The 21,901-nt window shown below is 50.2% G+C and carries 22 protein-coding genes; 9 read left to right on the top strand and 13 right to left on the bottom strand.

The genetic code is table 11. The annotated features are described in order from the left end of the window. Window positions 1-135: 135 nt before the first annotated feature. Entirely contained in the window at window positions 136-576 is a 441-nt protein-coding gene (locus AAC007_RS00750; protein WP_339674025.1) for a hypothetical protein, read from the bottom strand. A gap of 265 nt (window positions 577-841) precedes the next feature. Between AAC007_RS00750 and AAC007_RS00755 the strand changes: the two genes are divergently transcribed. The 4 genes from AAC007_RS00755 (at window position 842) to cobB (ending at window position 3,070) form a co-directional block, all read left to right on the top strand. Beyond that, window positions 842-1,261, top strand: coding sequence for a VOC family protein (locus AAC007_RS00755; protein WP_295870520.1), 420 nt, complete (start codon window positions 842-844; stop codon window positions 1,259-1,261). 58 nt (window positions 1,262-1,319) lie between these two features. Next, window positions 1,320-1,796 carry a GNAT family N-acetyltransferase gene (locus AAC007_RS00760; protein ID WP_296433907.1) on the top strand — a complete coding sequence of 159 codons (477 nt, stop codon included), beginning with the start codon at window positions 1,320-1,322 and terminating at the stop codon, window positions 1,794-1,796. Between the two features lie 102 nt (window positions 1,797-1,898). Then, complete coding sequence (locus tag AAC007_RS00765) at window positions 1,899-2,342, top strand: TM2 domain-containing protein (RefSeq protein WP_219042248.1); 444 nt, start codon at window positions 1,899-1,901, stop codon at window positions 2,340-2,342. Window positions 2,343-2,362: 20 nt separating this feature from the next. Then, on the top strand, window positions 2,363-3,070 hold the full coding sequence (cobB, locus tag AAC007_RS00770; protein WP_339674032.1) for a Sir2 family NAD+-dependent deacetylase: 708 nt from the start codon (window positions 2,363-2,365) through the stop codon (window positions 3,068-3,070). 97 nt (window positions 3,071-3,167) lie between these two features. Here the strand turns inward: cobB and recQ are convergent, their stop codons facing one another. Both recQ and AAC007_RS00780 read right to left on the bottom strand, forming a co-directional pair. Beyond that, window positions 3,168-5,312, bottom strand: a complete 2,145-nt coding sequence (gene recQ / locus AAC007_RS00775; RefSeq protein ID WP_339674447.1) for a DNA helicase RecQ — start codon at window positions 5,310-5,312, stop codon at window positions 3,168-3,170. Window positions 5,313-5,318: 6 nt separating this feature from the next. Beyond that, window positions 5,319-5,861, bottom strand: coding sequence for a DUF2058 domain-containing protein (locus AAC007_RS00780; protein ID WP_339674035.1), 543 nt, complete (start codon window positions 5,859-5,861; stop codon window positions 5,319-5,321). Window positions 5,862-6,079: 218 nt separating this feature from the next. On the opposite strand from AAC007_RS00780, the gene AAC007_RS00785 reads away from it, so the two are divergent. Next, the gene (locus AAC007_RS00785; protein WP_339674037.1) at window positions 6,080-6,670 is read left to right on the top strand and encodes a hypothetical protein; all 591 of its coding nucleotides are present in this window, start codon (window positions 6,080-6,082) and stop codon (window positions 6,668-6,670) included. Window positions 6,671-6,765: 95 nt separating this feature from the next. On the opposite strand, the gene AAC007_RS00790 is transcribed toward AAC007_RS00785, so the two are convergent. The 3 genes from AAC007_RS00790 to AAC007_RS00800 all read right to left on the bottom strand — a co-directional run bounded on the left by AAC007_RS00790 (window position 6,766) and on the right by AAC007_RS00800 (window position 10,510). After that, entirely contained in the window at window positions 6,766-8,427 is a 1,662-nt protein-coding gene (locus AAC007_RS00790) for an NAD(P)/FAD-dependent oxidoreductase (protein ID WP_339674040.1), read from the bottom strand. Window positions 8,428-8,463: 36 nt separating this feature from the next. Then, window positions 8,464-9,201: an SDR family oxidoreductase gene (locus tag AAC007_RS00795; RefSeq protein ID WP_339674042.1), complete on the bottom strand. Its 738-nt coding sequence runs from the start codon at window positions 9,199-9,201 to the stop codon at window positions 8,464-8,466. Window positions 9,202-9,280: 79 nt separating this feature from the next. Next, window positions 9,281-10,510, bottom strand: a complete 1,230-nt coding sequence (locus AAC007_RS00800) for an NAD(P)/FAD-dependent oxidoreductase (protein ID WP_339674044.1) — start codon at window positions 10,508-10,510, stop codon at window positions 9,281-9,283. A gap of 297 nt (window positions 10,511-10,807) precedes the next feature. On the opposite strand from AAC007_RS00800, the gene AAC007_RS00805 reads away from it, so the two are divergent. Beyond that, window positions 10,808-12,982, top strand: coding sequence for a glutamine synthetase III (locus AAC007_RS00805; RefSeq protein WP_339674046.1), 2,175 nt, complete (start codon window positions 10,808-10,810; stop codon window positions 12,980-12,982). Between the two features lie 144 nt (window positions 12,983-13,126). Here the strand turns inward: AAC007_RS00805 and AAC007_RS00810 are convergent, their stop codons facing one another. From AAC007_RS00810 to AAC007_RS00825, 4 genes are all read right to left on the bottom strand, one after another. Next, on the bottom strand, window positions 13,127-13,489 hold the full coding sequence (locus tag AAC007_RS00810) for a hypothetical protein (protein WP_339674048.1): 363 nt from the start codon (window positions 13,487-13,489) through the stop codon (window positions 13,127-13,129). A 127-nt stretch (window positions 13,490-13,616) separates the two neighbouring features. Beyond that, window positions 13,617-14,024 carry a roadblock/LC7 domain-containing protein gene (locus AAC007_RS00815; RefSeq protein ID WP_295870542.1) on the bottom strand — a complete coding sequence of 136 codons (408 nt, stop codon included), beginning with the start codon at window positions 14,022-14,024 and terminating at the stop codon, window positions 13,617-13,619. Next, window positions 14,014-14,583, bottom strand: a complete 570-nt coding sequence (locus tag AAC007_RS00820) for a hypothetical protein (RefSeq protein ID WP_296433895.1) — start codon at window positions 14,581-14,583, stop codon at window positions 14,014-14,016. Before AAC007_RS00820 ends, AAC007_RS00815 begins: the two co-directional genes overlap by 11 nt. Before the next feature lie 13 nt (window positions 14,584-14,596). After that, window positions 14,597-15,436 carry a BLUF domain-containing protein gene (locus tag AAC007_RS00825; protein ID WP_339674051.1) on the bottom strand — a complete coding sequence of 280 codons (840 nt, stop codon included), beginning with the start codon at window positions 15,434-15,436 and terminating at the stop codon, window positions 14,597-14,599. Between the two features lie 391 nt (window positions 15,437-15,827). On the opposite strand from AAC007_RS00825, the gene AAC007_RS00830 reads away from it, so the two are divergent. Then, window positions 15,828-16,217: a nuclear transport factor 2 family protein gene (locus AAC007_RS00830; RefSeq protein WP_339674053.1), complete on the top strand. Its 390-nt coding sequence runs from the start codon at window positions 15,828-15,830 to the stop codon at window positions 16,215-16,217. Between the two features lie 114 nt (window positions 16,218-16,331). After that, on the top strand, window positions 16,332-17,642 hold the full coding sequence (locus AAC007_RS00835; protein ID WP_295870549.1) for a mechanosensitive ion channel domain-containing protein: 1,311 nt from the start codon (window positions 16,332-16,334) through the stop codon (window positions 17,640-17,642). Window positions 17,643-17,712: 70 nt separating this feature from the next. Here the strand turns inward: AAC007_RS00835 and AAC007_RS00840 are convergent, their stop codons facing one another. The 3 genes from AAC007_RS00840 to AAC007_RS00850 all read right to left on the bottom strand — a co-directional run bounded on the left by AAC007_RS00840 (window position 17,713) and on the right by AAC007_RS00850 (window position 20,129). Next, window positions 17,713-18,699 carry an LLM class flavin-dependent oxidoreductase gene (locus tag AAC007_RS00840; protein WP_339674056.1) on the bottom strand — a complete coding sequence of 329 codons (987 nt, stop codon included), beginning with the start codon at window positions 18,697-18,699 and terminating at the stop codon, window positions 17,713-17,715. A 43-nt stretch (window positions 18,700-18,742) separates the two neighbouring features. Next, window positions 18,743-19,741 (bottom strand): metal-dependent hydrolase, encoded by a 999-nt coding sequence (locus AAC007_RS00845; protein ID WP_339674058.1) that lies wholly within the window; start codon window positions 19,739-19,741, stop codon window positions 18,743-18,745. Between the two features lie 133 nt (window positions 19,742-19,874). Continuing rightward, the gene (locus AAC007_RS00850) at window positions 19,875-20,129 is read right to left on the bottom strand and encodes a TIGR02647 family protein (RefSeq protein WP_219042234.1); all 255 of its coding nucleotides are present in this window, start codon (window positions 20,127-20,129) and stop codon (window positions 19,875-19,877) included. Between the two features lie 211 nt (window positions 20,130-20,340). Here AAC007_RS00850 and AAC007_RS00855 point away from each other — a divergent pair, with 211 nt between their 5' ends. Further along, the gene (locus AAC007_RS00855; protein WP_339674061.1) at window positions 20,341-21,804 is read left to right on the top strand and encodes an amidase; all 1,464 of its coding nucleotides are present in this window, start codon (window positions 20,341-20,343) and stop codon (window positions 21,802-21,804) included. Window positions 21,805-21,901: the final 97 nt, after the last annotated feature.

Below are 21,901 nucleotides of genomic sequence, written 5' to 3' on the forward strand. Positions count from 1 at the left end.
ATTACCCGGTTTGAATGCGACAGCAGGTATCGCGTCGTTGTGGGTGATCCTATTTACTGAAGGGCAGTATAATGTTTTCAGTGAAAATATTAAGGGCGGCAGCATTAAACTTTACGCTTTCGTGAACTATCGCACTTAGTGCTCATTAACTGGCGCGGCAGGCCATGTTGTGACGCGTCGCGATGCAACTAAAGATTTAGCCAAGTTTTTGCCGCGGGCGTGATGGTGGTGATGTTGGGTTAGGAAGGTCAGTACATGGCACAGCGCATACCTGGTTTTTCGCACCCAGGCCCGGCGGTGATTCAAAAAATACAGATCGTAATTCCAGTTCACGTGGTTGTGGGTCGTCCATAAGCCTTTGAACGCGGTGCCAAAAAGAAAGATTTCGGTTAAGCCAAGGTATAGGCAGATAAACTGGAAACAGAAGTTCGGCATGATAAACCAGAACAGAGAGTGCTCAACAAAGGTTTGGGTAACGGAGATTTCACCTTTGCGGTCATTTGTGCCTATAAAATGGTGTGGGCGATGACTAATTTTAAAGAGTTGTTGCAAATAGAGTACTGGTTTCCAAGTCATCCGACGAGCGTGTGAAACCAGTGGGCGCCGCCGACCGCATTGGCTTGATCCAGCCCGCCATGAGCGCGGCATTGCAGAGGTTGCGGTTGACCTGTCACGACGAGCTTTTCGTTCGCAGCCGGCAAGGCATGATCGCGACACCACGCGCCATTTGACACAGCAAGTACCATGATGAGGGTGGGCTTACACGTGAAGATATTCGACCTTACCGGCTCTGCTTGTTATTGTCACAGGCAGTAAATTCCGGGATGGAGTAAGGAGTATCATGCCTACATCGCTGACTCATATCGCCATGCACGTGCAGGATCTAGCGGCCTGCGTCGATTTTTATCATCGCTACGCCGAGATGAATATTGTCCACGAACGGCCGCACCACAATGGCAAAGTCATTTGGATGGCCGAGCACGGTAGAGAAAAAGAGTTTATTTTAGTGCTGTTGCCCGGTGGGCCAGGTAGGGCGCAAAGTGATAGCGACTTCTCGCATTTGGGTTTTGCCGTCGCCAGTCGTCATGCTGTCGATAGTATCGCCGATCGCGCTCGCGCCGAGGGCATTTTGGTGTGGGAAACCCGTGAGGAAGATTACCCCGTTGGCTACTACTGCGGTTTGCGAGATCCCGACGGTAACTTTGTCGAATTTAGCTACGGTCAGCCACTGGGGCCGGGTGCTGAAAATAGGGAGTTTTAAGTGTGATTGATAAAGGCCTGAAAAAAGGTGTAAAAAAGTCAGTGGATGGGGTGCGCTGATGCTGGTAAGTCTCGCAGACTACAAACAACCGCGGGATCGCGCTGCGATAGAGTTGCTGATGTCCCACTACGCCTTAGATCCAATGGGTGGTGGTGAAGCGCTGCCAGATGAGGTTTTGTCCGGCCTATGTGACGCCTTAGCGGAGGTCGCAAATGCCGCAACGATTTTGATTTTCGATGGTGAAAAGCCGGCGGCACTGGCCACGGTATTGCAAGGATTCTCAAGCTTTAAGTGCAAGCCCTTGCTAAATATTCACGATGTGATTGTATTGCCGGCCTACCGTGGCCAGGGTTTGGCCCAGCGCTTAATGTCTGAGGTAGAAAAGTTAGCCAGGCAGCGGGGTTGTTGTAAAGTAACCCTCGAAGTCCTGCAGGGTAATATGGTTGCGCAGGCTGTTTACCGGCGCTGCGGTTTTGCCGCCTACGAACTTGATCCTGAGCTGGGGCAGGCCCTGTTTTGGCAAAAGGAATTATAGCTAGCTAGTCATAGATTGGCGCGTTCAACTTTTGGTGTGGTTATCGAAAAGCGGCCGCGCTATGCTTAAAGGTAATTTATCTCACGCTAAGGAAAGTGCTTTATGAAAGGCAAAATTCTCGATTTCAACGCGACAACATCGCAGGGTGTCATTGCTGGCGAAGACGGTAAGCGTTATAACTTTGGTGCTGCCGAATGGAAAGGCGAAGGTTTCGCGGGCGCCGGATTGGCCGTGGATTTTGTTGCTGAGGGTGACACGGCTAAACAGCTGTATATGGATAAAAGTATTGTGCCCGCCTCGTCTAAAAAAGTCGCTGCTGCGTTACTGGCGTTTTTCTTCGGCGCCTTTGGTGTTCATAAATTTTACCTTGGTTACAACAAGCAAGGCGTCATTATGTTACTGACGTTTTTATTTGGTTTTATCCTTCTCGGGCTTCCCTCTATTGCCATTGGCATCATCGCGTTTATTGAGTTTATTTTATACATCACCAAGTCAGATGAAGATTTTGAACAGACCTATGTTATTGGTCAGCGTCCGTGGTTTTAAACATCTACAAGTAAATTATTATGGCTTACAGACGCATCGTTGTATTAACCGGCGCAGGTATTTCCGCAGAGTCTGGTATTAAAACCTTTCGTGCTGAAGATGGCTTGTGGGAAGAGCATCGTGTTGAAGATGTGGCAACCCCCGAAGGGTTCGCTGCTGATCCGGAGCTGGTGCAGAACTTCTACAATGGTCGGCGCGCGCAGTTGTTAAGCGATGCGGTAAAGCCCAATGCGGCACATATCGCTTTGGCGGAATTAGAGCAAATTTATGGCCCCAACTTGCTGCTTGTAACTCAGAACATCGACAATCTTCACGAGCGAGCGGGCTCCCAAAATATTATTCATATGCACGGCGAATTGCTCAAAATGCGCTGTGCGTATACCGACAAAATATATCCCATTCAAACTAATATTAAAGTCGATGACCGCTGCCAATGCTGCGGCATGCGCGGCGCACTTCGACCCCATGTGGTGTGGTTTGGCGAAATGCCGCTGCAAATGGACGAGATATACAATGCGCTCGACGCCTGCGACTTATTCATTGCCATTGGCACCTCTGGCAATGTTTATCCCGCTGCGGGTTTTGTGCGGCAAGCGGCGCTGTCTGGCGCGCATACTATGGAAATAAACCTGGAGCCATCCGCGGTGCAGTCGGCGTTTGCTGAGCATCGTTACGGACTGGCGAGTGCGGAGGTGCCGGCGTTGGTTGCGGACCTATCGGAGCGTTGAGAGCTCTTGAAGCAGTTGGCAACCTTAATCTAGGTTATAAAAATATTTGAATCAGTATTGTGATTTGGTGTGACCTTATGAGCCTTCTTAAGCTTTATTAGCTATTTAACGACGCCTTCACGCATTTCAAAATAGTGTAATCGTACTCACCATCTAAAGATTCAAACACGGTTTTCATTTTGCCGTCTTCGCTTAACTCAAAGGCAAATAGTATTTCCTTTATTTGCTTGTCGTCGAGGGTGATTACATCGCTAAGTGCGAGTTCGCCATTGCTGATACCTTGGCAAAGATGGCTATAGATGGTGTTGATAGACAGCTTGCGTTGGCTAGCGATATCTTCCGCTGTGTTGCCCTGTTTTAGCAGCATGATGCTATTCGCCGCAGTGTCGTTAATATCATCGTTTTGGTCGCCGCTGTTTCCCGCATTGGCCAGAATGACGTCTAAAAATCCTTGTCCATAGTTGTCTAATTTTTTCTCGCCAATACCGGATATGCGGCCTAGCTGCTCAAGTGTTTGGGGTTGGCGCTCGGTCATTTCGGCGATGGTGGCGTCGTGGAAAATCATATACGCGGGAATGCCTTGTTCGCTGGCCAGTGCCTTGCGGTGTTCGCGCAGGGCGTCCCACAAGGTGTTGCTCTCCGCGCCAGAGAACGAGCGATTTTTGCGCTCTTTGCTTTTTTTGCTGAGCTTGACCATTTTCCGTAAGGTCAGTTGTTCGTCACCTTTTAGAACGGGTCTGGCGCTATCGGTGAGTTGTACGCTGCCATAACCCTCTACGTCTACCTTGAGTAATCCTCGGGCAATTATTTGCCGATACAGGGTTCGCCATTCGGTGGCGTTAAGCTCGCTGCCAATGCCGTAAGTCGAAATTTTATCGTGACCAAATTGGCTAATACGCTCGTGTTCTTTGCCCAGCAAAACGTCGACTAAATAACTCACGCCAAAACGCTGACCGGTTCGATATACGCACGACAGCGCTTTTTGGGCGGCGAGGGTGGCGTCCCACGTTTCCGGCGGTGTGAGGCAGTTGTCGCAGTTACCGCAGGGCTGATCTAAGTTGTCATCGAAGTAGCGCAGCAGCGCTTGGCGGCGACAGGTGGTGAGTTCACAGAGGCCGAGCATGGCATCGAGCTTGTGCTGCTCCAGGCGTTTGCGGCCTTCTTCAGCGGTGGAGTTGCCCTGCATTTGCCGCAGGGTAATGACGTCTTGCAGACCGTAGGCCATCCACGCATCGGCAGCTAAACCGTCGCGCCCTGCGCGCCCAGTTTCCTGATAATAGGCTTCGATGCTTTTCGGCAAATTTAAGTGCGCCACGAAGCGCACATCGGGTTTGTCGATACCCATGCCAAAGGCAATTGTCGCAACGATTATCACGCCGTCTTCGCGCAGAAACCGCTCTTGATGTTGTTGGCGCACTTCGTTGCCGAGGCCTGCGTGGTAGGGTAGCGCGGCCAACCCCTTGCCGTTAAGCCACTGCGCGACTTCGTCTACCCGTTTGCGCGACAGGCAGTAGACAATGCCCGCTTCGCCTTCGTGTTCGTTCAGAATAAAGCGCAGTAATTGCTCGCGGGCATTGCCCTGGTTTTCACTGATACGGTAGCGAATATTGGGTCGGTCGAAACCGTCGTTAAAAACACGGGCTTGCTGCAGTGAAAGCCGCTCGATAATTTCCCGTTGAGTTGGTCCGTCTGCGGTGGCGGTCAGTGCGATGCGGGGAATGTCGGGGAAACGTTCGTGCAGAATAGAAAGCTTGATGTATTCCGGCCGAAAGTCGTGGCCCCACTGTGATACGCAATGCGCTTCGTCGATGGCAAATAAAGCGAGGGGCGCTCGACTCAGCAGGTCGAGCATGCGCGGCATCATCAGGCGTTCTGGTGCGACGTAGAGCAGGTCTAGTTCGCCATCCATAAGCGCAGATTCTACGCCGTTAACTTCCATACCACTTTGGCTGGAATTTAAAAACGCCGCTTTTATCCCGTTCTGGCGCAGCGCCATGACTTGGTCTTGCATCAGCGCGATCAAGGGAGAAACGACGATGGCGGTGCCGCTTCGGACGAGTGCCGGGACCTGGAAGCAAAGCGATTTACCTCCACCGGTAGGCATTAGCACGAGGGCGTCGCCGCCGCCTATCACGTGATTTACGATTTCTGCTTGCTGGTTGCGAAAGGCGTCGTAACCGTAAATGCTTTGCAGAATGTGCAGGGCGGCATCTGCGGGTTTTTGGGTGTCAGTGTGTAAGATAGCGGGTTACCACATTAAGTCGTCGGGAATTTGATACGCTGCATAAGGGTCATCTTCAGCCACGATGTCGCCGGCAGATTGGGTGTTGTGAACAAGTACCGCGCTGTCGTCGCGCTGTTTGATTTTGTCGGCAATGATGGCTGGCACTAGCTCGTAACCGTCTTTCAGTTTGACGAGGGCGATTACGCCCTTGATTAACTGGGTCTGTAAGAGTGCGTCGACGTAGAGCTTTTTAATTTTCTTGCCGTCGGTAAATTGATAGGCGATTTCGCCATTTTTGCGGTCAATTTTATTCAGCGTTATTAGCTGAATAATCTGCGCTTGAATAGCCTTTTTATCCGCTTCAGCCTGACGCTGGCGATTAAGCTCGCGGTCGCGCTCGGCTTTGTCGGCAAGCGCGCGCCTGGCCGCTTCCTTGCCTTCATCAACAAGTACTTGGCCTGTGCCCTTGGCCTGTTTTACCTGTTTGCGTTTTTCTTGATTGAGTTGCTTGGCCTTTTTTTTGTCGACCATGCCGGCTTTAAGAAGCTGCTCTTGCAGAGATGCCATGCAATAACCTCTATTTGCTTGTGTTGAGTTGGAGTTGGGTTGCCTGTGTGTATTCTATGCTATTCGCGGCCGCGGAGCTTGGGCTTATTGCTTGATTATACGTATTGTGGCTGATGACTTGGTCTTGGGCTAATTGTCAGGTGCCAGAGTTTTGCAACTTCTCCTTTTCTTGATGATACCGTACACTGAGTCCCTGTTTTCGCAGATTAAAGCTTCTTATGAAATCAAATATTGCCACCTTTCTAGTAAGTCCTGTTCTCGCCGCTGCGACGATTAATGCCCAGGCAGATGTGGATAATGCCAATCAATATCGTTACCTGGAAGCCGCCGTTGCCTACCAAAGTACCGATTGGGGTCCTTTCAGTGAAGAAACCAATGCGACCTTTTTGGCGAGCATCGAGTTTTTAAAGTATGTGCACGCCCATGCACGGTATAACAATGGTGACACGCATTTGCCTAAAGGTTATCAGCAAGACGGCTGGCTGACCTACGGTATCGGGGCGCATTATTTCATTTCCCCTAATACCTCTTTATTAGTCACGGCTGATCGCCACGAGCTGGGCTCCAATAATAAGAAGGCCGACGAAACGGCAAGGGAGTATCGCGTGGGTATTCGCCATGATCTCAATGCCCAGTGGCGGGTGACCTTTGAAGCGGGTGAGCACGATCTGATTGTAGGTCCTGATAGCACCTTTATTTTTGAGACGATTTATTCCTACAACGAACATCTTGGCGGCAGCTTCCGTGTACGCGACTACGACAAACTAGACTTGAGTTCCTACGAGTTAGGTTTTCGTTACAGTTTTTAATTAGATATTTTTAGAAGAGGCACTATACCGATAGTTTTGGTGTAGTACCTGTTGGTTTGTTGTACCAAACTTTGCGCATCAATACTGTGATGGCCTTAGCGGCCATCCGGTATCGCGATGTCTAGTTTCAGCAAGTCTATGGCTAGCGCTTCCGCCACTTTGATTCCGTCTATCCCCGCCGACAAAATGCCGCCCGCATACCCTGCGCCTTCGCCTGCTGGATAGAGTCCGCGGGTATTTAAATTTTGATAGTCCCTGCCGCGTTTGATGCAAATAGGCGACGAGGTACGGGTTTCAATGCCGGTGAGAATGGCGTCGTTCATAGCGAAGCCTTTGATTTGTTTGTCGAAGGCGGGGATGGCTTCGCGGATCGCCTCATTGGCGAAATCGGGAAGCGCTTTGGATAGATCACCCAGCGATACTCCCGGTTTGTAAGACGGTGTGACGCTGGCGAGGGCGGTTGACGGCGTGTTGCGTAAATAGTCACCGACCAACTGCGCCGGCGCATTGTAGTTTTCGCCGCCGAGTTGATAGGCCAGGGTTTCTAGCGAGCGCTGTAAATCGATACCCGCCAAAACATGCTCCGGGTAGTCCTTATCTGGTTCGATTCCCACTACTACGGCGGCGTTGGCATTGCGCTCATTGCGGGAATACTGCGACATGCCATTGGTAACGACGCGGCCTTCCTCAGACGTGGCCGCAACCACGGTGCCGCCCGGGCACATACAAAAGCTGTAAACGCTGCGACCATTCTTGCAGTGATGCACGAGCTTGTAGTCGGCGGCGCCCAAAATAGGGTGACCGGCTTGTTCACCAAACCGCGCTTTGTCGATAACGGATTGGGGGTGTTCAATTCTAAAGCCGATGGAAAAGGGCTTTGGCTCGATGTATACACCTTGGTTTAACAGCATTTCAAAAGTGTCGCGCGCACTGTGGCCAATCGCCAGAACGACATGGCGAGTTTGCAGGTGCTCGCCATTACTCAGGGTGAGGCCAGTGATTTGGCCTTGCGCGTCGCTGCTCTGCTCGCGGTGAATCACATCGACCTTGGTGTTAAAGCGTATTTCGCCACCGAGACGGGTAATTTCGGCGCGGATGTTCTCCACCATTTTTACCAGCTTAAACGTGCCAATATGCGGTTTGCTGACCATCAGTATTTCTTCGGGCGCACCGGCCTTCACAAACTCAGTCATGACTTTGCGACCGAGAAAACGACGGTCCTTAACTTGGCTGTAGAGTTTGCCGTCGGAGAAGGTACCCGCGCCGCCTTCGCCGTATTGCACATTCGATTCGGTATTGAGTTTGCGTTCGCGCCACAATCCCCAAGTGTCTTTGGTGCGTTGCCTAACATCTTGGCCGCGCTCCAAGACAATCGGCTTGAGTCCCATTTGAGCGAGTACCAAGGCCGCCAAAATACCGCAGGGGCCAAAGCCGATAATAACGGGGCGTTGTTGCTCCTCGTTAGGGAAGTCGCTCTGCGCATGAGCAAGAAATTTATAATCGGTATCTGGGCTGGGGCTGAGGAATGATTTGCCTTCGAAGCGTGCCAGCAATTCGGCTTCGCGTTTGGCGTCGAGGCTAATATCCAATTGATAGATTAATTGAATATCCCCTTTTTTACGGGCGTCGTAGCTGCGCTTAAAAATGCTTACTGTCTTGAGTTCATCGTCCTGAATAGCCAGTCGGGCTAAAATGGATTTGCGGAGTGCCGTTTCATCGTGGTTGAGCGGCAATTTCAAGTCGTTGAGTCTGAGCATTGGCGGGGGTCGCGGTGTACTGGAAAGCGCGAGATTCTACCACGGAATCGTTTTGTGCTCCCAGTCGATAAAAGTCGCTTCTGCCGCAGAATGGTCAAGCGATGACGCGGTGTCCTGCATTAGGGCAATTAAGCTCTCTGCCACAAAGGCGGGGGAGAATAGTTTTCCCTCAGGCACAGAGGCCTGAAAAGGTCGTGACAGCGGCGAATCTGTAGTGCCGGGATGAAAAGCAATAAGGCGGACATTTCTTGCGCGGCGGCCATATTCGATGGCGGCGGTGCGAATCCCCATATTCAAAGCTGCCTTCGACATCCGGTAGCTATACCAGCCGCCGAGATGGTTGTCGCTAATACTGCCAATGCGAGCACTGAATACCGCCATCACACAGGGCAGTGATGATTTGAGAAGTGGCGTTAATGCCTTTATCCAAAGCAGCGGCGTTAACGCATTGCTTTGCATAATGCTGAAGAGGGCGTCGGCCTTAATATCCTCCAGACGCTTTTCGGGTTTGATTCCATCATCGTGCAAGCGACCGTTGCAAATGATGACGCGATCAATATGCCCGCCGATTTCTTTCAGGTCGTTTACGCATTCATCAATGGCAGGCTCTGAGTTATCGCATTGCCAGTAGCGTACGTCAGCGTGCGCAGTGCTGGATAATTTGCGCCGGCTTATGGCAATGATTTGGCTGCCATCATCCAATGCTTCAATGGCATTTATGCAGGCGGAGGCGAGGGCGCCACTGGCGCCAATAACAATGCTTGTTGATTGCATGTGGCATCACTGTTTTCTAGCTAAACGGCGTATACGCGGACGCCGAGATAGTAGATGACGGGATGGCTGGCTTGTAGGTTTAGGCTACCAATCCAGCGCTATACCCAGACGACCATGCCCACTGGAAATTAAAACCACCCAGCCAACCTGTCACATCGAGCACCTCGCCAATAAAATACAAGCCGGGCTGGTTCTTGGCTTCCATGGTTTTGGAGCTGATGTCGGCGGTGTCGATCCCACCGCGGGTAACTTCTGCGGTTCGGTAGCCCTCAGTTCCCGAGGGCTTTAATACCCAGTTATTTAGCCGCTCGGCAATGCCGATTAGCTGTTTATCTGAGTATTCGCCCAAGGGTTTTTCAGCCAGTTCATGCCACCACAGAAATTGCAGTTCTGCCACGAGGCCTTTTGCTAATTTGTGGCTAAGTACAGTTCTCAATAGGCTTTTAGCCTGGCTGTGTTTGGCGTCTAACAGCCAGTCGCTAGCATTTATTTTGGGCAGTAAGTTGATGGTAATAGCGTCACCGGGGTTCCAGTAATTTGAGACCTGTAGCGCGGCTGGACCCGAGATTCCGCGGTGGGTAAATAAGATGTTTTCGGTAAAGGTGGTTTTGTTGGCGGACATGTCGACTTCCAGCGCCAGCCCGGACAATTTCTCGCAGAACTGCTTCATGCCGTCGCTGAACATAAACGGGACTAAACCGGCGTGGCGTTTGGTGAGCGTGAGGCCGAACTGCTTGGCGATATCGTAACCCATGCCACTGCCGCCCAGTGTGGGTATAGATAGCGCACCGGAGGCCACCACAAAAGACTGGCAGTGTAGCTCTAGCAGCGTGTCTTGTTGATTGACTGAAAGTTGATAGCGCAGTGAGGGCTGGCTACCTGCTTCGCGCTCTGCCACGGAAATGAGATCAGCGTGGCAACGTATCTCAACGCCGGCATTGGCGCATTCATCCAGTAGCATATTGAGGATATCTTTGGCCGAGTTCAGACAAAATAATTGACTGTGCCGGCGCTCTTCGTAAGGGATTTGATAGCGCTCTACCATGCCGATGAAATCCCACTGGGTGTAGCGACTCAAGGCGGCCTTGCAGAAATGGAGATTGTCGGAAATGAAGTTGTCGGCCTCGACAAAATGATTGGTGAAGTTGCAGCGGCCACCGCCCGACATCAGAATTTTTTTGCCGACCTTATTCGCCTTCTCGAGAACTAGTACTCGGCGCCCGCGCTGCGCGGCGGTCAGTGCACACATCAAGCCGGACGCGCCCGCACCGAGAATGATCACATCGTATGTATTGGGGTCGTTCGCCACAGGTTTGGTTTCGCCGTCTATTAAATGAATTGCATGCGGATGCGTCGGGGGCGCAGTATACCGTCTAATGCCAAGTCTGGCAGCGCCGCCATTGTCTTCGATGTGGGCGCTGAGTTCATTTGCGCGGTTTTTTGCCCATGGTCTTGTGTGGCGCAAAAAATAAAGTATTAATCTGGTGTTTTGCGTCAGACTGGTGCAGATTTTGCTAGTGTTCTGGCAGTCATTTCAGTTCCTGATCCTCTCAGTAAGCTCAAGTGATACCCATTAGCTAATTTCTTATAAGGCGAGGTCTCCTTAATGAGTCGCAATCAAGCGCGTGTTCAAGCTGTTTCCCAGATAGTTAATCGTAAGCCAATTGACGTTACGATGCCTGAGCCTCTCAGTAAAATCTGGGCAAGTGATGTTTTCAATCTGTCAAAGATGGAAGAAGCACTGTCTAAAAACGCATTCAAAGCATTGAAAACCACCGTACAAACCGGTGCGCCACTCGATGCGGCTACTGCCGATGTTGTCGCTGCCGCCATGAAAGATTGGGCACTGAGCAAAGGCGCTAAGTTCTTCTCGCACATTTTCTACCCAATGACCAATGCCACCGCTGAAAAGCATGACGGTTTTATCATCACTAATTCCGATGGCAACCAAATCACAGAATTTACCGGCAGTTTGTTGATTAAAGGCGAACCTGATGGCTCCTCTTTCCCCAACGGCAGCCTGCGTATGACCAATGCGGCGCGTGGTTACACCGCGTGGGATCCAACCAGCCCAGCTTATATTATGCACACCGATAATGGCTCGACGCTGATGATCCCAAGCGTTTTCATGAGCTGGACCGGCGAAGCGCTGGATAAGAAAATCCCGCTATTGCGCTCAAATTCGGCAATGAATAAGGCAGGCCAGCGCGTATTGTCGCTAATGGGTGAAACGGAAGTTGCGGCGCTAAACTCTAGCTGTGGCGCTGAGCAAGAATACTTCCTGATCGATTCTAATTTCGCCAATAGCCGTCCAGATTTACTATTGGCGGGCCGCACGTTATTCGGTGCTTCGCCAGCGAAAGGCCAGCAGTTTGACGATCATTACTTCGCGGCTATTCCAGAGCGCGTGCAAGTGTTCATGCAGGATTTAGAGGATAAGTTGTACCGCTTAGGTATTCCGGCTAAAACTCATCACAACGAAGTCGCGCCAGGCCAGTTTGAAATTGCGCCCTATTATGAGGCAGCGAATATCGCCTCTGACCACCAGCAACTTCTGATGACACTGTTAAAACTAACGGCTAAGCGTCATGGTTTTGTGTGTTTATTGCACGAAAAGCCTTTTGCAGGCGTTAACGGGTCGGGAAAACACGTGAACTGGTCGGTTGGCAACGCGACTCAGGGTAACTTGCTTGACCCTGGCAGCACCCCGCACGAGAATATTAACTTCCTGCTCTTTTGTGGTGCGGTAATTCGTGGCGTGCACCTTTTTGGCCCATTGCTGCGCGCGGTTATCGCTTCCGCCTCAAATGACCACCGTTTAGGTGCCAATGAAGCCCCACCAGCCATCCTGTCTGTTTATCTTGGTGACCAGTTAGAGCGCGTATTTAACGACATCAAGGAAGGCAAATTGTTGAAGTCTGAAGTGGGCGGCTTTATGGATTTAGGTCTAAGCCAAATACTGAAATTTGAGCGTGATCCAGGCGACCGTAACCGCACTTCGCCATTCGCGTTTACTGGCAACCGGTTTGAATTCCGGGCGGTGGGTTCATCTGCCTCGGTTTCTGGTCCATTGGTTGCGATGAATACCATGTTGGCTGACTCCTTAAACTGGATTGCCGATAAGCTGGAAGCAGAATTGGCTACCGGTACTAGCAAGCCAGTAGCAGCTATCAAAGTATTGAAAGAGTTGATGGAAGGTCACAGCAACGTGATTTTCGGCGGTGACGGTTATTCAAGCGAATGGCACCGTATGGCCGTTGAAGAACGTGGTCTGAAAAACCTGCCTACCTCTGCAGATGCGCTTCCTGCCTTCCGCGACGAAGCGGTTGTTAAATTGTTCTCTAGCACTGGCGTACTAACCCCCGTCGAGCTGGCGAGCCGTTTTGAAGTCTATTCAGAGCAGTACCTGCTGTCGATTGAAGTAGAAGCCAAGCTGGTAGTCGATATGGCAACGACCATGATCTACCCAGCTGCGGTTGAGTACTTGTCACAGATCGCGGGCACCGCGTCGTCTATGGCTGCCTTGAACATCACCCTTGATAGCGGTGTTGCGTCAGCGGTTGCCGGCAAAGCGAATGCCATGATGGCGGCAGTGGCTACCCTAAACGCCGCATTAGACGTGCATGACTTCGATTCTACCGAAGCGCATATGCAGTACGCTGCAAGTACTTTGCGTAGCTTGATGGTTGAGGTGCGTAATCACGCTGATACATTGGAGACATTGGTTGCTGACGACCTGTGGCCACTGCCTAAGTATTCAGAAATGTTATTCATTAAATAATGGCTGCGCGGTCTTCGGGCTGCGCATGCTTTTTTAATGCTAACTTGCTTGAAATAAAAACGCCCTCTCAGTGAGGGCGTTTTTACGTTCGGCTATTCAGATTCTAATATTGTTTGAGCGTATTTGAATCCTGGTTTAGGCTTGTTAAACGCGCTTTAGATCGCCTTCGATGTCGGCCGTTTTACGGCGGGCGAGAGCGAGATTTGAGTTCTTTTTGTCGAGCACGAGGTAGATAAACAAGCCTTCATTGGTCGTGCTTGGGCGGATGATATGAAGCTGTGTGTCCAGTGTGATCAAAATATCTTCGATCTTTCCGGTAATGCCTAGTGATTTCATGGTTTTCATTTTTGCCTTGACTACTTCACTGTTACCAGCCGCAGCCATTTCCAGATCAACCCCGGAACCAGCCGAAGCTAACAGCATTCCTGAGGTGTAATCTACCACTGCACAACCCATTGCGCCGTCGATTTCCATCATGCTTTTTACGGCGTCGTTTAAATTACTCATAGTTTTTACTCTCCTGGTTAAATCTGTTTTGTTTTAGCAAATTAAATTCTAACGATTTGGGCTCTTTAACATTCTTATTCCCCTCTAGCGTGGATGTGTCGCTTCCGGCGCCGGAGTGTTCTACTGGCTAAGCAACATTGGCTAAATCGAGATCGCCAATTTCAACTGCTAAGCGGTTTATTAGTAAGCGTAAACTGGCGATATTCATGGCGCTTTTGGCCGACATGGACAGTACAAAATCCTTGTCATTCAATTGCAGTGCAACAAAAGCAACATTGCCCTGCTCTGATTCAATGAAAGTAATTTTGAAGCTTTTCGACAGAATCTGTTTGGTCACGGCATTGCTTACGGAGTACAGCGTACTTGCCGCTGCAGCCATGGTTTCGACATCAAATCCTTCGCTCAGACGTGAAAAATGATGAACGGGAAATCCGTCAGTGGTTGCCAGTGAGATAATCTCGATCGCGTCATTGTTGCTCGAATATTCATTGAATAAGCCAATCAGCTCGCCACTCAATTTTTTATTAGCCGACATGTAGTTGTGCTCCTTCGGGCTCTTCCGTGTTGCTGATTGCATCGATCATTTGCAGAAGCATGAGAGAAGACTCAACATCGCGTGGATCAACAGGCATGATCGGGGCAGATAAACCGTGCCCTTGTAAAACGTGTTCTAAAAACTCCATCAGTACGTCTAATTCCTCAGCCGTGGCGTTTTCGGAGTGGCTGATTCCGACTACAACTGGGACGTTATTTTTTAATGGCTGGAAATGGCTGAGAATATCGTCGATGGCATCGATATTAATGCCTTCACCGTATTTGACTAAGATGACCAGCCCCCACAAAGAGGTATTCACCATGTCCCAAAGCAGTGAAAAGCGCTTTTGTCCGGGTAATCCAAAGAGTCCCAGCGCGATATCGGCATCTAGACTCAAACGCCCATAATCAATACCAACGGTGGTGAATTCCTTGCCTATATCGACAGAAGACCTCGCTTCTGTGGCGAAGGGAGAGATTTCACTAATAGTGTTTATGAGCTGGGTTTTCCCCGCGCCCACTTCGCCCACTATCGCTAATTTATTATAAATTTGATCCATAGTTAGCGACGCCCTAGGATTTAGCGGATGCGATAAAGCGTCGGAGAACTCGGCTAAATCGGTCTGCGGTTTTATTTACTGGTTGTTCCGCCGTATTGGCTGATATCGATGGATTGCTAACTACCCTCAAGTTTGGGACTCCGACGCTCGAATGTGTTTTTAATAGACCCAAGCTCTCTAGTACTGACAAGTAATGAGTTAATTTTTCATTAGATGAGCACAGCTTCAGCGCTAAAATCCGTTCGAAATGTGCAGGTCTTTTTGTCAGGTTAGAGCAAAGGCGGATGAGTTCTGGAGTCATCCTCATTTGCGTTGGTCGCGGCCACGCAGACACGGAAACAACGCAGTCCTCGTATATTTTTTTGCTTGTGCTGCTAATGTTCGCTGGTGCGGGGGTTGGTGTGGCTAATGTTGTGGTCGGTGTAGGAGTAGGTAGCTCAGGTCGACCAAAAAAACTTTCTAGCCGCGTTTTATCAGTACTGCTTTTTGCTTGGATCTTGTCGGCTAGGCTTTCTTTGAGTCTTGCGATGAAATCTAAGTGCGCATCTGTTCCAGCGCCTATGATACGAATTTTCCAACCGGCAAATTCCGCCGCGTCGGCATTGCAATTCATTACTACACTGAAGTCACTGATACGAGGATCACGCCCTATACGGTAAATGGCGTTGGCCAAAGACTCGGCATTTCCTTCCATAATTTGCAGGCAGCTACTATCGGAAACAAGGAATACGCCGGTGATATCATTCTCTCTGTTGTAAACTCGGGTTGAGTTATAGAGCGCCATGAGTTGAGTAGAAGCGTCCCCTTCATCGGGCTGGGTCGTGATCGTGCTAATACACGCAATTCTTTTCATGGCTTTCGTTCGCTAGGCTATGTGCATTCTGTGTTGCTGAACCAGACGTTTAAGCAGAACGATGTCTTGTCCGGTTAAAGTCACGTCAGCAGCAGACTAGTTTTTAGGATATTCTTCCCTGATGTGATCGAACTATGTCGTAGTCACGCTGACTTCCGTATTCGTATTAGTACTCATTAAGTGGCGGTGGTCGTAAAAACGAGAAATACATCACTTTTTTCAGGCGAAGCTGTCTATTGTGGAATGACTGGGGAGTATTGCTGGTCCCAAATTGAATATTCAGCTTCTCAGTTCCAATAAGGGCCTACAGATATTCTATAATTCACTTGGCTAGTGCTTGGATGATACTTAAAGCACCGCAAACTTTAGTTACCGTAGCGAGGAAGTGGTTTTGGCGCAGCATCCAGTTATATTGCAGATAGCGCGGGCAGATGAGGCAATAGTGAAGGAGGATTTTGATACGCTCCTCGATATTTACACTGAAAATGCGGTACTTGTCGTCGAACCGGGGCGGAATGCTGTTGGTAAAGCAGCGATACGAGCAGCTTTTGAGAAGATAGCGGTGTATTTTAAGAACGGATTACAGGTAAGACAAAAGGGTATGCAGCTACTTGAGTCGGGTGATACTTGCCTTGTGTTGGCGCTGACCGAAGTTGCCGCGCCGAACTATCCGGCCGTTGAGCGCAAAGCATGCTATGTGTTCAATAGATCCGCTGACGGCAAGTGGTTGTGTTGTATTGATAATTCTTATGGCCACGATATTGTATTTCATGATATTTAGCTTGCAGTGAAGTCACTGGCTGCAATGAAATCCTGTGACGAGAAGTGTGTGAGTGGGGCTGGGTAGACGTGACGAACATCTACCCAATTAGAGCGAATAACAAGAGTAGATAGTGTGGATTTTGATAATTACAAACAGGCATTTTTAGATTTTTCTGACCACGTATTTGCCGTTCTTTTACAATCGGAGACCTACGCTCAGCTAGCACTGGTGCTGGTGGTCTTTGCTATTACCTATTTTATTACCACTTACATTCGCAAGTTCGTGCCGGCCTTTGCTGACGCGCCGGCAAATGCACCTCTCAAGCCACTGCGCAAGCTTACCGGCAAGCTTGGTGTAATGATTTTCCCTTTGCTTACCATTTTAGTGTTGAGCTTTGCAGTTGAAATAAGTGAGCAGTTGCTCGGTGAATACTGGCTGGTGCGAACAGCTCTAATTGTCGCCATGATGTTGGTGTTTAGATCGATAATTCGCGATTACGTCAAAAATGATTTTATTGCGTTTGTTTTTCGCTGGGTAGGTCAGCCACTGTTATTTTTGCACCTGCTAAATATTCTAGAGCCGATTATTGCCGTGCTGGAATCGGTTGAGGTGGCCGTCGGTAATATTGAGATTTCAGCCTATGGTGTAATGCGGGTGATGTTGGTTGGCTCCATGTTGTTTTGGTTGGGGCGCGTCTCAAATAGTACCGGTCAGGAGATGATTCGGCGCCAAGAAAAGCTCGATTTCCGAACCAAAGAGGTTGCCGCAAAGTTACTTGAAGTTGCGATTTTTGTAGTGATCTTTCTTCTCCTGTTGCAGGTTATGGGTATTAATCTCACTGCGCTGGCGGTCTTTGGTGGTGCTCTCGGGGTCGGTTTAGGTTTTGGTCTACAAGCAATTGCGTCTAACTTTATTTCCGGCATTATTATTTTGTTGGATCGCTCCATTTCCCTGGATGACTACATTGAACTGGAGGATGGTCGCACCGGTATTGTTCGCGAGCTGACTCTCAGATCGACCACCCTGGAAACCTATGATGGCAAAGACATCATGGTGCCAAACGAGAAGTTTGTAACAGAGAGTTTTACCAACTGGACGCACAAAAATAAGAAGCAGCGTTACCGAGTGGATTTTTCGGTGGCTTACGACTCAGATATACGCAAGCTAGTAGAGATAATTAAGGAAACCGTCGCCTCGCATGAGCAGGTCATTAGTGGTGAGGATATCCCTTTTGAAGAGCGGCCGGATTGTGAAATAGACAGCTTCGGTGATTCCGGGGTGAATATGTTTGTTGAGTTTTGGATGATGGGTATCGACGATGGTAAAAACCGTGTCGGTGGCGATTTGCTGTTGATGATATTTGAGGCTATGCGCGAGCACGGTTTCCAAATTCCATTCCCGCAGCGCGAAGTACGGGTATTAAACGAGAAGTACGGCAAATAGTGTTGTTTGCATTACATAGACAGTCTGAGCCATTAGTGGCGGCTGTCTATGTAGGTAGTTTATGACTGACTCATGGTAATTCTAGCGACGCGACAATTTCGTAAGACCGCAATCGCGCCTCGTGGGAATATATCTGCGAGGTGATCATCAGCTCGTCAGCTTGGGTTCGCTCGAGAAATTCCTGCACTTCTACTTGTACTTTATCAGCGGTGCCAATGGCTGAACACGACATGATTTGCTGGAGCAGCATTTGCTCACCGGCTGATATTTGCTCTAGGTAATTGTCTGCGGGTGGCTGTAGTTTACCCGGTTGCCCGCGTCGTAAATTGACGAAAGCGCGTTGCATTGAGCTTGCTAGATAATGAGCTTGGGCATCGGTGTCGGCGGCAAAAACATTGTAGCCGAGCATGACATAGGGCTTGTCTAGTTGCGCAGACGGGCGGAAGCGTTCGCGGTAGAGGGCAATCGCGTTCAGCATTTGCTCTGGTGCAAAATGTGAGGCAAAGGCGTATGGCAAGCCGAGAGAGGCTGCCAGCTGCGCGCCAAATAGACTTGAACCTAAAATCCAAAAGGGAATGTTGAGGCCGCATCCTGGCACGGCATGAATTTTCTGATCAGGGTGAGGTTCGCCAAAATATCCCATTAGCTCAACCACATCTTGCGGAAATTGATCGACATCGGCGTCGAGATTGCGGCGCATGGCGTAGGCAGTCGCTTGGTCGGTACCTGGTGCGCGGCCAAGCCCAAGATCGATGCGGTTTGGGAAAAGCGCCTCTAATGTACCAAATTGCTCAGCAATAATGAGCGGGGCGTGGTTGGGTAGCATAATACCGCCAGCGCCCACGCGGATGCTGTTGGTACCGCCGGCAATATGAGCAATAACCACCGCCGTCGCCGCGCTGGCGATACCTTGCATGTTGTGATGCTCAGCTAGCCAGTAGCGATTGAAACCCCATTTTTCTGCGTGTTGCGCCAGTGACAGGCTGTTTTTGAGTGATGTGCCCGCATCGCCGTCGGCGGTGATGGGTGACAAGTCAAGGACTGAAAGTTTAACCATGAGTAAATCCATATTGTCTGTTGTGCAGGGTGTTGGCGAGATTTTACTCGCTTAGCATTTGCCAGAACTGCTGCAGTTTAGCTTGGCGATCACTGCGGTGTGTTTGAAATTGCACGTGACTATTTGGCGAATCTGGTGACAGTTCGATACTCCAAAGTGCATCCAGTTCATTGGGCAGCAGAGAATAGCGAATATCAATAATACGCTCGGGGTTGTTTGGGTCTAGTGCGATATAGCCTTTAGAAAACCAGCGAAAGCGCTCAATATCTGCGGCCTGGCGGCTTGTTGAAATAAGCCACGGTAAGTCTGAGTTCAGTGTCAGCATGGGGATGCTGTCGCCGGGGAATACCTTTGTGGTCCTGCCGACGCGGACTGCGTCCACGTAAAAGGCATCGTCAGTGCGATACACAATTTTCCAAAGTAGAATGTTGCCGAAGGAGGGTTTTGCCTCCAAGCTGCGAACGAGATGGCCGCGGCTGGATGCCAGTTGGTGGCCAAGCGTTTCCGCGCGATCTCGTTGCCACCAACCCAAGCAGGGATAGGCAATGACCCAAAAAAGCGCTACCGACGCAGCCCACTGCCAGTGTTTGCGTAGGCTGAGCAATAGCAACCCAGCGATTGGCAAGGTATAGAGTGGGTCGATAATCGACATGACATTCCACGCTACGCGCTCGTTACTAAACGGCCAAAATAATTGGGTGCCATAGGTGGTGCAGGCGTCGAGTAGCGCATGGGTGGCGTAACCTAGTGTGCAAAATAAAACGCTTTGGGGCCAGCTAAGGCGGCTTCGCCGCCCTATCAAATAGTGCAAAACCAAGCCGCAAATTAGGCCGCCTAAGGGAATAAAAATAAGCGAGTGGGTGAATTGGCGATGGTATTCAAGAAACAATAATGAGTCACTACTCGAGCGAATAAGCACGTCCAGGTCGGCGGCCATACCCGCAAAAAAACCGAGTGCAACAGAGACACCGCGTTGTGCGTTGCTATTGCGGGAGTTGCGAACAGCAACCGCGCCAAGTAAACCTTGGGTAAGGGGATCCATGTGGTGCTCTGATTTTTGGGCGAGACGAGAGTGTAGCTGAAAAAGGACGGGTAATTCACGTCATGTCTTTAATGGTATTCCGGTCGGAAATAGGGTGATGGCGCGCTATTTACCGACCAGTATTTCCTCCTAATCAGCCGGCAACAGCTTCTTTTTTGCATTGTAAGACAGTAATCAGGCTGTCTAGATGGCGAATGACTTCGACACCACTATTAGTGAGGTAGCCGCCGTCGGGCAGGGTGATTAAGTCTTTGTCAAAAAGCCGCTGGGTGGCCGCAATGGTGCTTGCGTCGGCGGTATGATGTACCTTGATGCCTTCCAGTGCGGAGGCGGGGTTAAATTGGGTGAGTACGCGTATTTCGTCAAGAACGTCATTAGATAGCGGCATAGCTACAACCTTGTATTGTTATGAAGTAAAGGTCTTGCATATAACATCCACACAGGAATGTTAGCTCTGGGGAGATTGTTTTTCCGTATACCCAGACTGAATACTGTAGCGCGATTTTGTCTGTTCGGCCAAAGGCATTTTGATTATTTAATTATTCTTGGCAAACGGGGCAAGCCGGTGGGCATTAGAAGAATAAAACGGGGAGTGATGAATGTTTAAAGAATACGGTGAATACGATGCCCTGGGTATGGCAAATTTGGTCAAGGCTGGGGAGGTGACACCCGCGGAACTTCTCGATGCAGCCATTGCCCGCGCCAATGAGATTAACCCTGCGATCAACGCGATTATTCATCGTTTCGATGACCGAGCGTACCGGTATATTAAAGACGGCCTACCCCAGGGGCCGTTCACCGGAGTGCCTTTTGTACTAAAGGACTTGCTGGCTGCGTTTGCCGGTGAACCGATGACGATGGGCAGTCGGGGGATGGCGGTAGTGCCTGGGTATGACAGCGAGTTAGTGCGTCGCTACAAAGCCAGTGGTGTGAATATATTCGCCAAAACCAATACCCCCGAATTTGGACTCATAATCACCACCGAACCAAAAGCCCACGGGGCTAGCCACAATCCCCGCAAATTGGGCTATAGCACCGGTGGTTCGTCGGGTGGCAGTGCGGCAGCGGTGGCAGCTGGCATTGTACCGATGGCACACGGTGGTGACGGCGGTGGTTCCATCCGGTTTCCCGCCTCATGGTGCGGTGTGTTCGGTTTAAAGCCCTCCAGAGGCCGTAACCCCTTGGGCCCCGATCAAGGCGAGGATTGGCAGGGCGCCGTGGCGGAACATGTGCTGACGCGCAGTGTGAGAGACAGCGCGGCAATGTTGGATTGTAGCAGCGGTCACGAGATTGGCGCTCCGTATAATATTGCGCTGCCAAGCGCTACGTTCTTGTCGGCAACCACTCGCGATCCAAAACCGCTTCGAATTGCCCTTAGTCGCAAACCGCTGGTCAATACCTCACTCGATCCCGAGGTAGACGCCGCGCTGAGTAAAACGGCGCAGCAGCTACGTGACCTCGGTCATGAGGTCATCGAGTTTGAGCCTGATATTCATATTGACCGGTTTTGGCGCGACTTTTTTGTAGTGGTCTGCGGGGAGGTGGCTGCGATGGTCGCACTCTACAGTCGTCAGTACGGTAGAGCTTGTGTCGCAAAATTCGAGCCGGCAACTAAAAATATGGCGATGATTGGGCGCTCTTTAAGTGCGGCAGATTTGGTAGCCGCCAAAAAAGGGTGGCATGACATTCAGCTTGCGATGGGACGGTTGCTGGAGCATCACGATGTCATGCTTTGCCCAACGGTGCCCACGCCCGCAGTGCCCCACGGCGTATTGCCCAACAGTCGCATTGAAGAGCTACTGATGTTGGCTTCTCATCGAATTAATGTGGGTAAATGGTTGTTTAGCGCGGGATTAGTTGAGCAGATGGCCACACCGGTACTCGAAAAAATGGCGTTCACTATAATGGGGAACATCACCGGCTTGCCGGGCATGTCAGTGCCCCTGCACAACAGCAGTGACGGTTTGCCGATAGGGATGCAATTTACCGGTCGTATGAATGACGAGGAAACATTGTTTAGTTTGGCTGCCCAGCTTGAGCGAGATATCGGTTTCTGCTCATGATCGGACCTTTGATATTTATATCATCGTAAATATTGTTAACTAACGCTTAACTTAATGCGCAGTATTACTTATATCCATCAATGCAAAGGCAGCTTAT

It is taken from the genome of uncultured Zhongshania sp., assembly GCF_963975605.1.
GTDB classification, from domain to species: Bacteria; Pseudomonadota; Gammaproteobacteria; order Pseudomonadales; family Spongiibacteraceae; genus Spongiibacter; species Spongiibacter aquimaris.

Coding starts and splice junctions, on each gene's coding strand:
- AAC007_RS00840 (WP_339674056.1), bottom strand. CDS start 18,699: ATGGTTAAACTTTCAGTCCTTGACTTGTCACCCATCACCGCCGACGGC.
- AAC007_RS00790 (WP_339674040.1), bottom strand. CDS start 8,427: ATGCTCAGACTCAACGACTTGAAATTGCCGCTCAACCACGATGAAACG.
- AAC007_RS00765 (WP_219042248.1), top strand. CDS start 1,899: ATGAAAGGCAAAATTCTCGATTTCAACGCGACAACATCGCAGGGTGTC.
- AAC007_RS00845 (WP_339674058.1), bottom strand. CDS start 19,741: ATGGATCCCCTTACCCAAGGTTTACTTGGCGCGGTTGCTGTTCGCAAC.
- AAC007_RS00780 (WP_339674035.1), bottom strand. CDS start 5,861: ATGGCATCTCTGCAAGAGCAGCTTCTTAAAGCCGGCATGGTCGACAAA.
- AAC007_RS00810 (WP_339674048.1), bottom strand. CDS start 13,489: ATGAGTAATTTAAACGACGCCGTAAAAAGCATGATGGAAATCGACGGC.
- AAC007_RS00805 (WP_339674046.1), top strand. CDS start 10,808: ATGAGTCGCAATCAAGCGCGTGTTCAAGCTGTTTCCCAGATAGTTAAT.
- AAC007_RS00785 (WP_339674037.1), top strand. CDS start 6,080: ATGAAATCAAATATTGCCACCTTTCTAGTAAGTCCTGTTCTCGCCGCT.
- AAC007_RS00760 (WP_296433907.1), top strand. CDS start 1,320: ATGCTGGTAAGTCTCGCAGACTACAAACAACCGCGGGATCGCGCTGCG.
- AAC007_RS00820 (WP_296433895.1), bottom strand. CDS start 14,583: ATGGATCAAATTTATAATAAATTAGCGATAGTGGGCGAAGTGGGCGCG.
- AAC007_RS00855 (WP_339674061.1), top strand. CDS start 20,341: ATGTTTAAAGAATACGGTGAATACGATGCCCTGGGTATGGCAAATTTG.
- cobB (WP_339674032.1), top strand. CDS start 2,363: ATGGCTTACAGACGCATCGTTGTATTAACCGGCGCAGGTATTTCCGCA.
- AAC007_RS00755 (WP_295870520.1), top strand. CDS start 842: ATGCCTACATCGCTGACTCATATCGCCATGCACGTGCAGGATCTAGCG.
- AAC007_RS00850 (WP_219042234.1), bottom strand. CDS start 20,129: ATGCCGCTATCTAATGACGTTCTTGACGAAATACGCGTACTCACCCAA.
- AAC007_RS00825 (WP_339674051.1), bottom strand. CDS start 15,436: ATGAAAAGAATTGCGTGTATTAGCACGATCACGACCCAGCCCGATGAA.
- AAC007_RS00750 (WP_339674025.1), bottom strand. CDS start 576: ATGACTTGGAAACCAGTACTCTATTTGCAACAACTCTTTAAAATTAGT.
- AAC007_RS00795 (WP_339674042.1), bottom strand. CDS start 9,201: ATGCAATCAACAAGCATTGTTATTGGCGCCAGTGGCGCCCTCGCCTCC.
- AAC007_RS00815 (WP_295870542.1), bottom strand. CDS start 14,024: ATGTCGGCTAATAAAAAATTGAGTGGCGAGCTGATTGGCTTATTCAAT.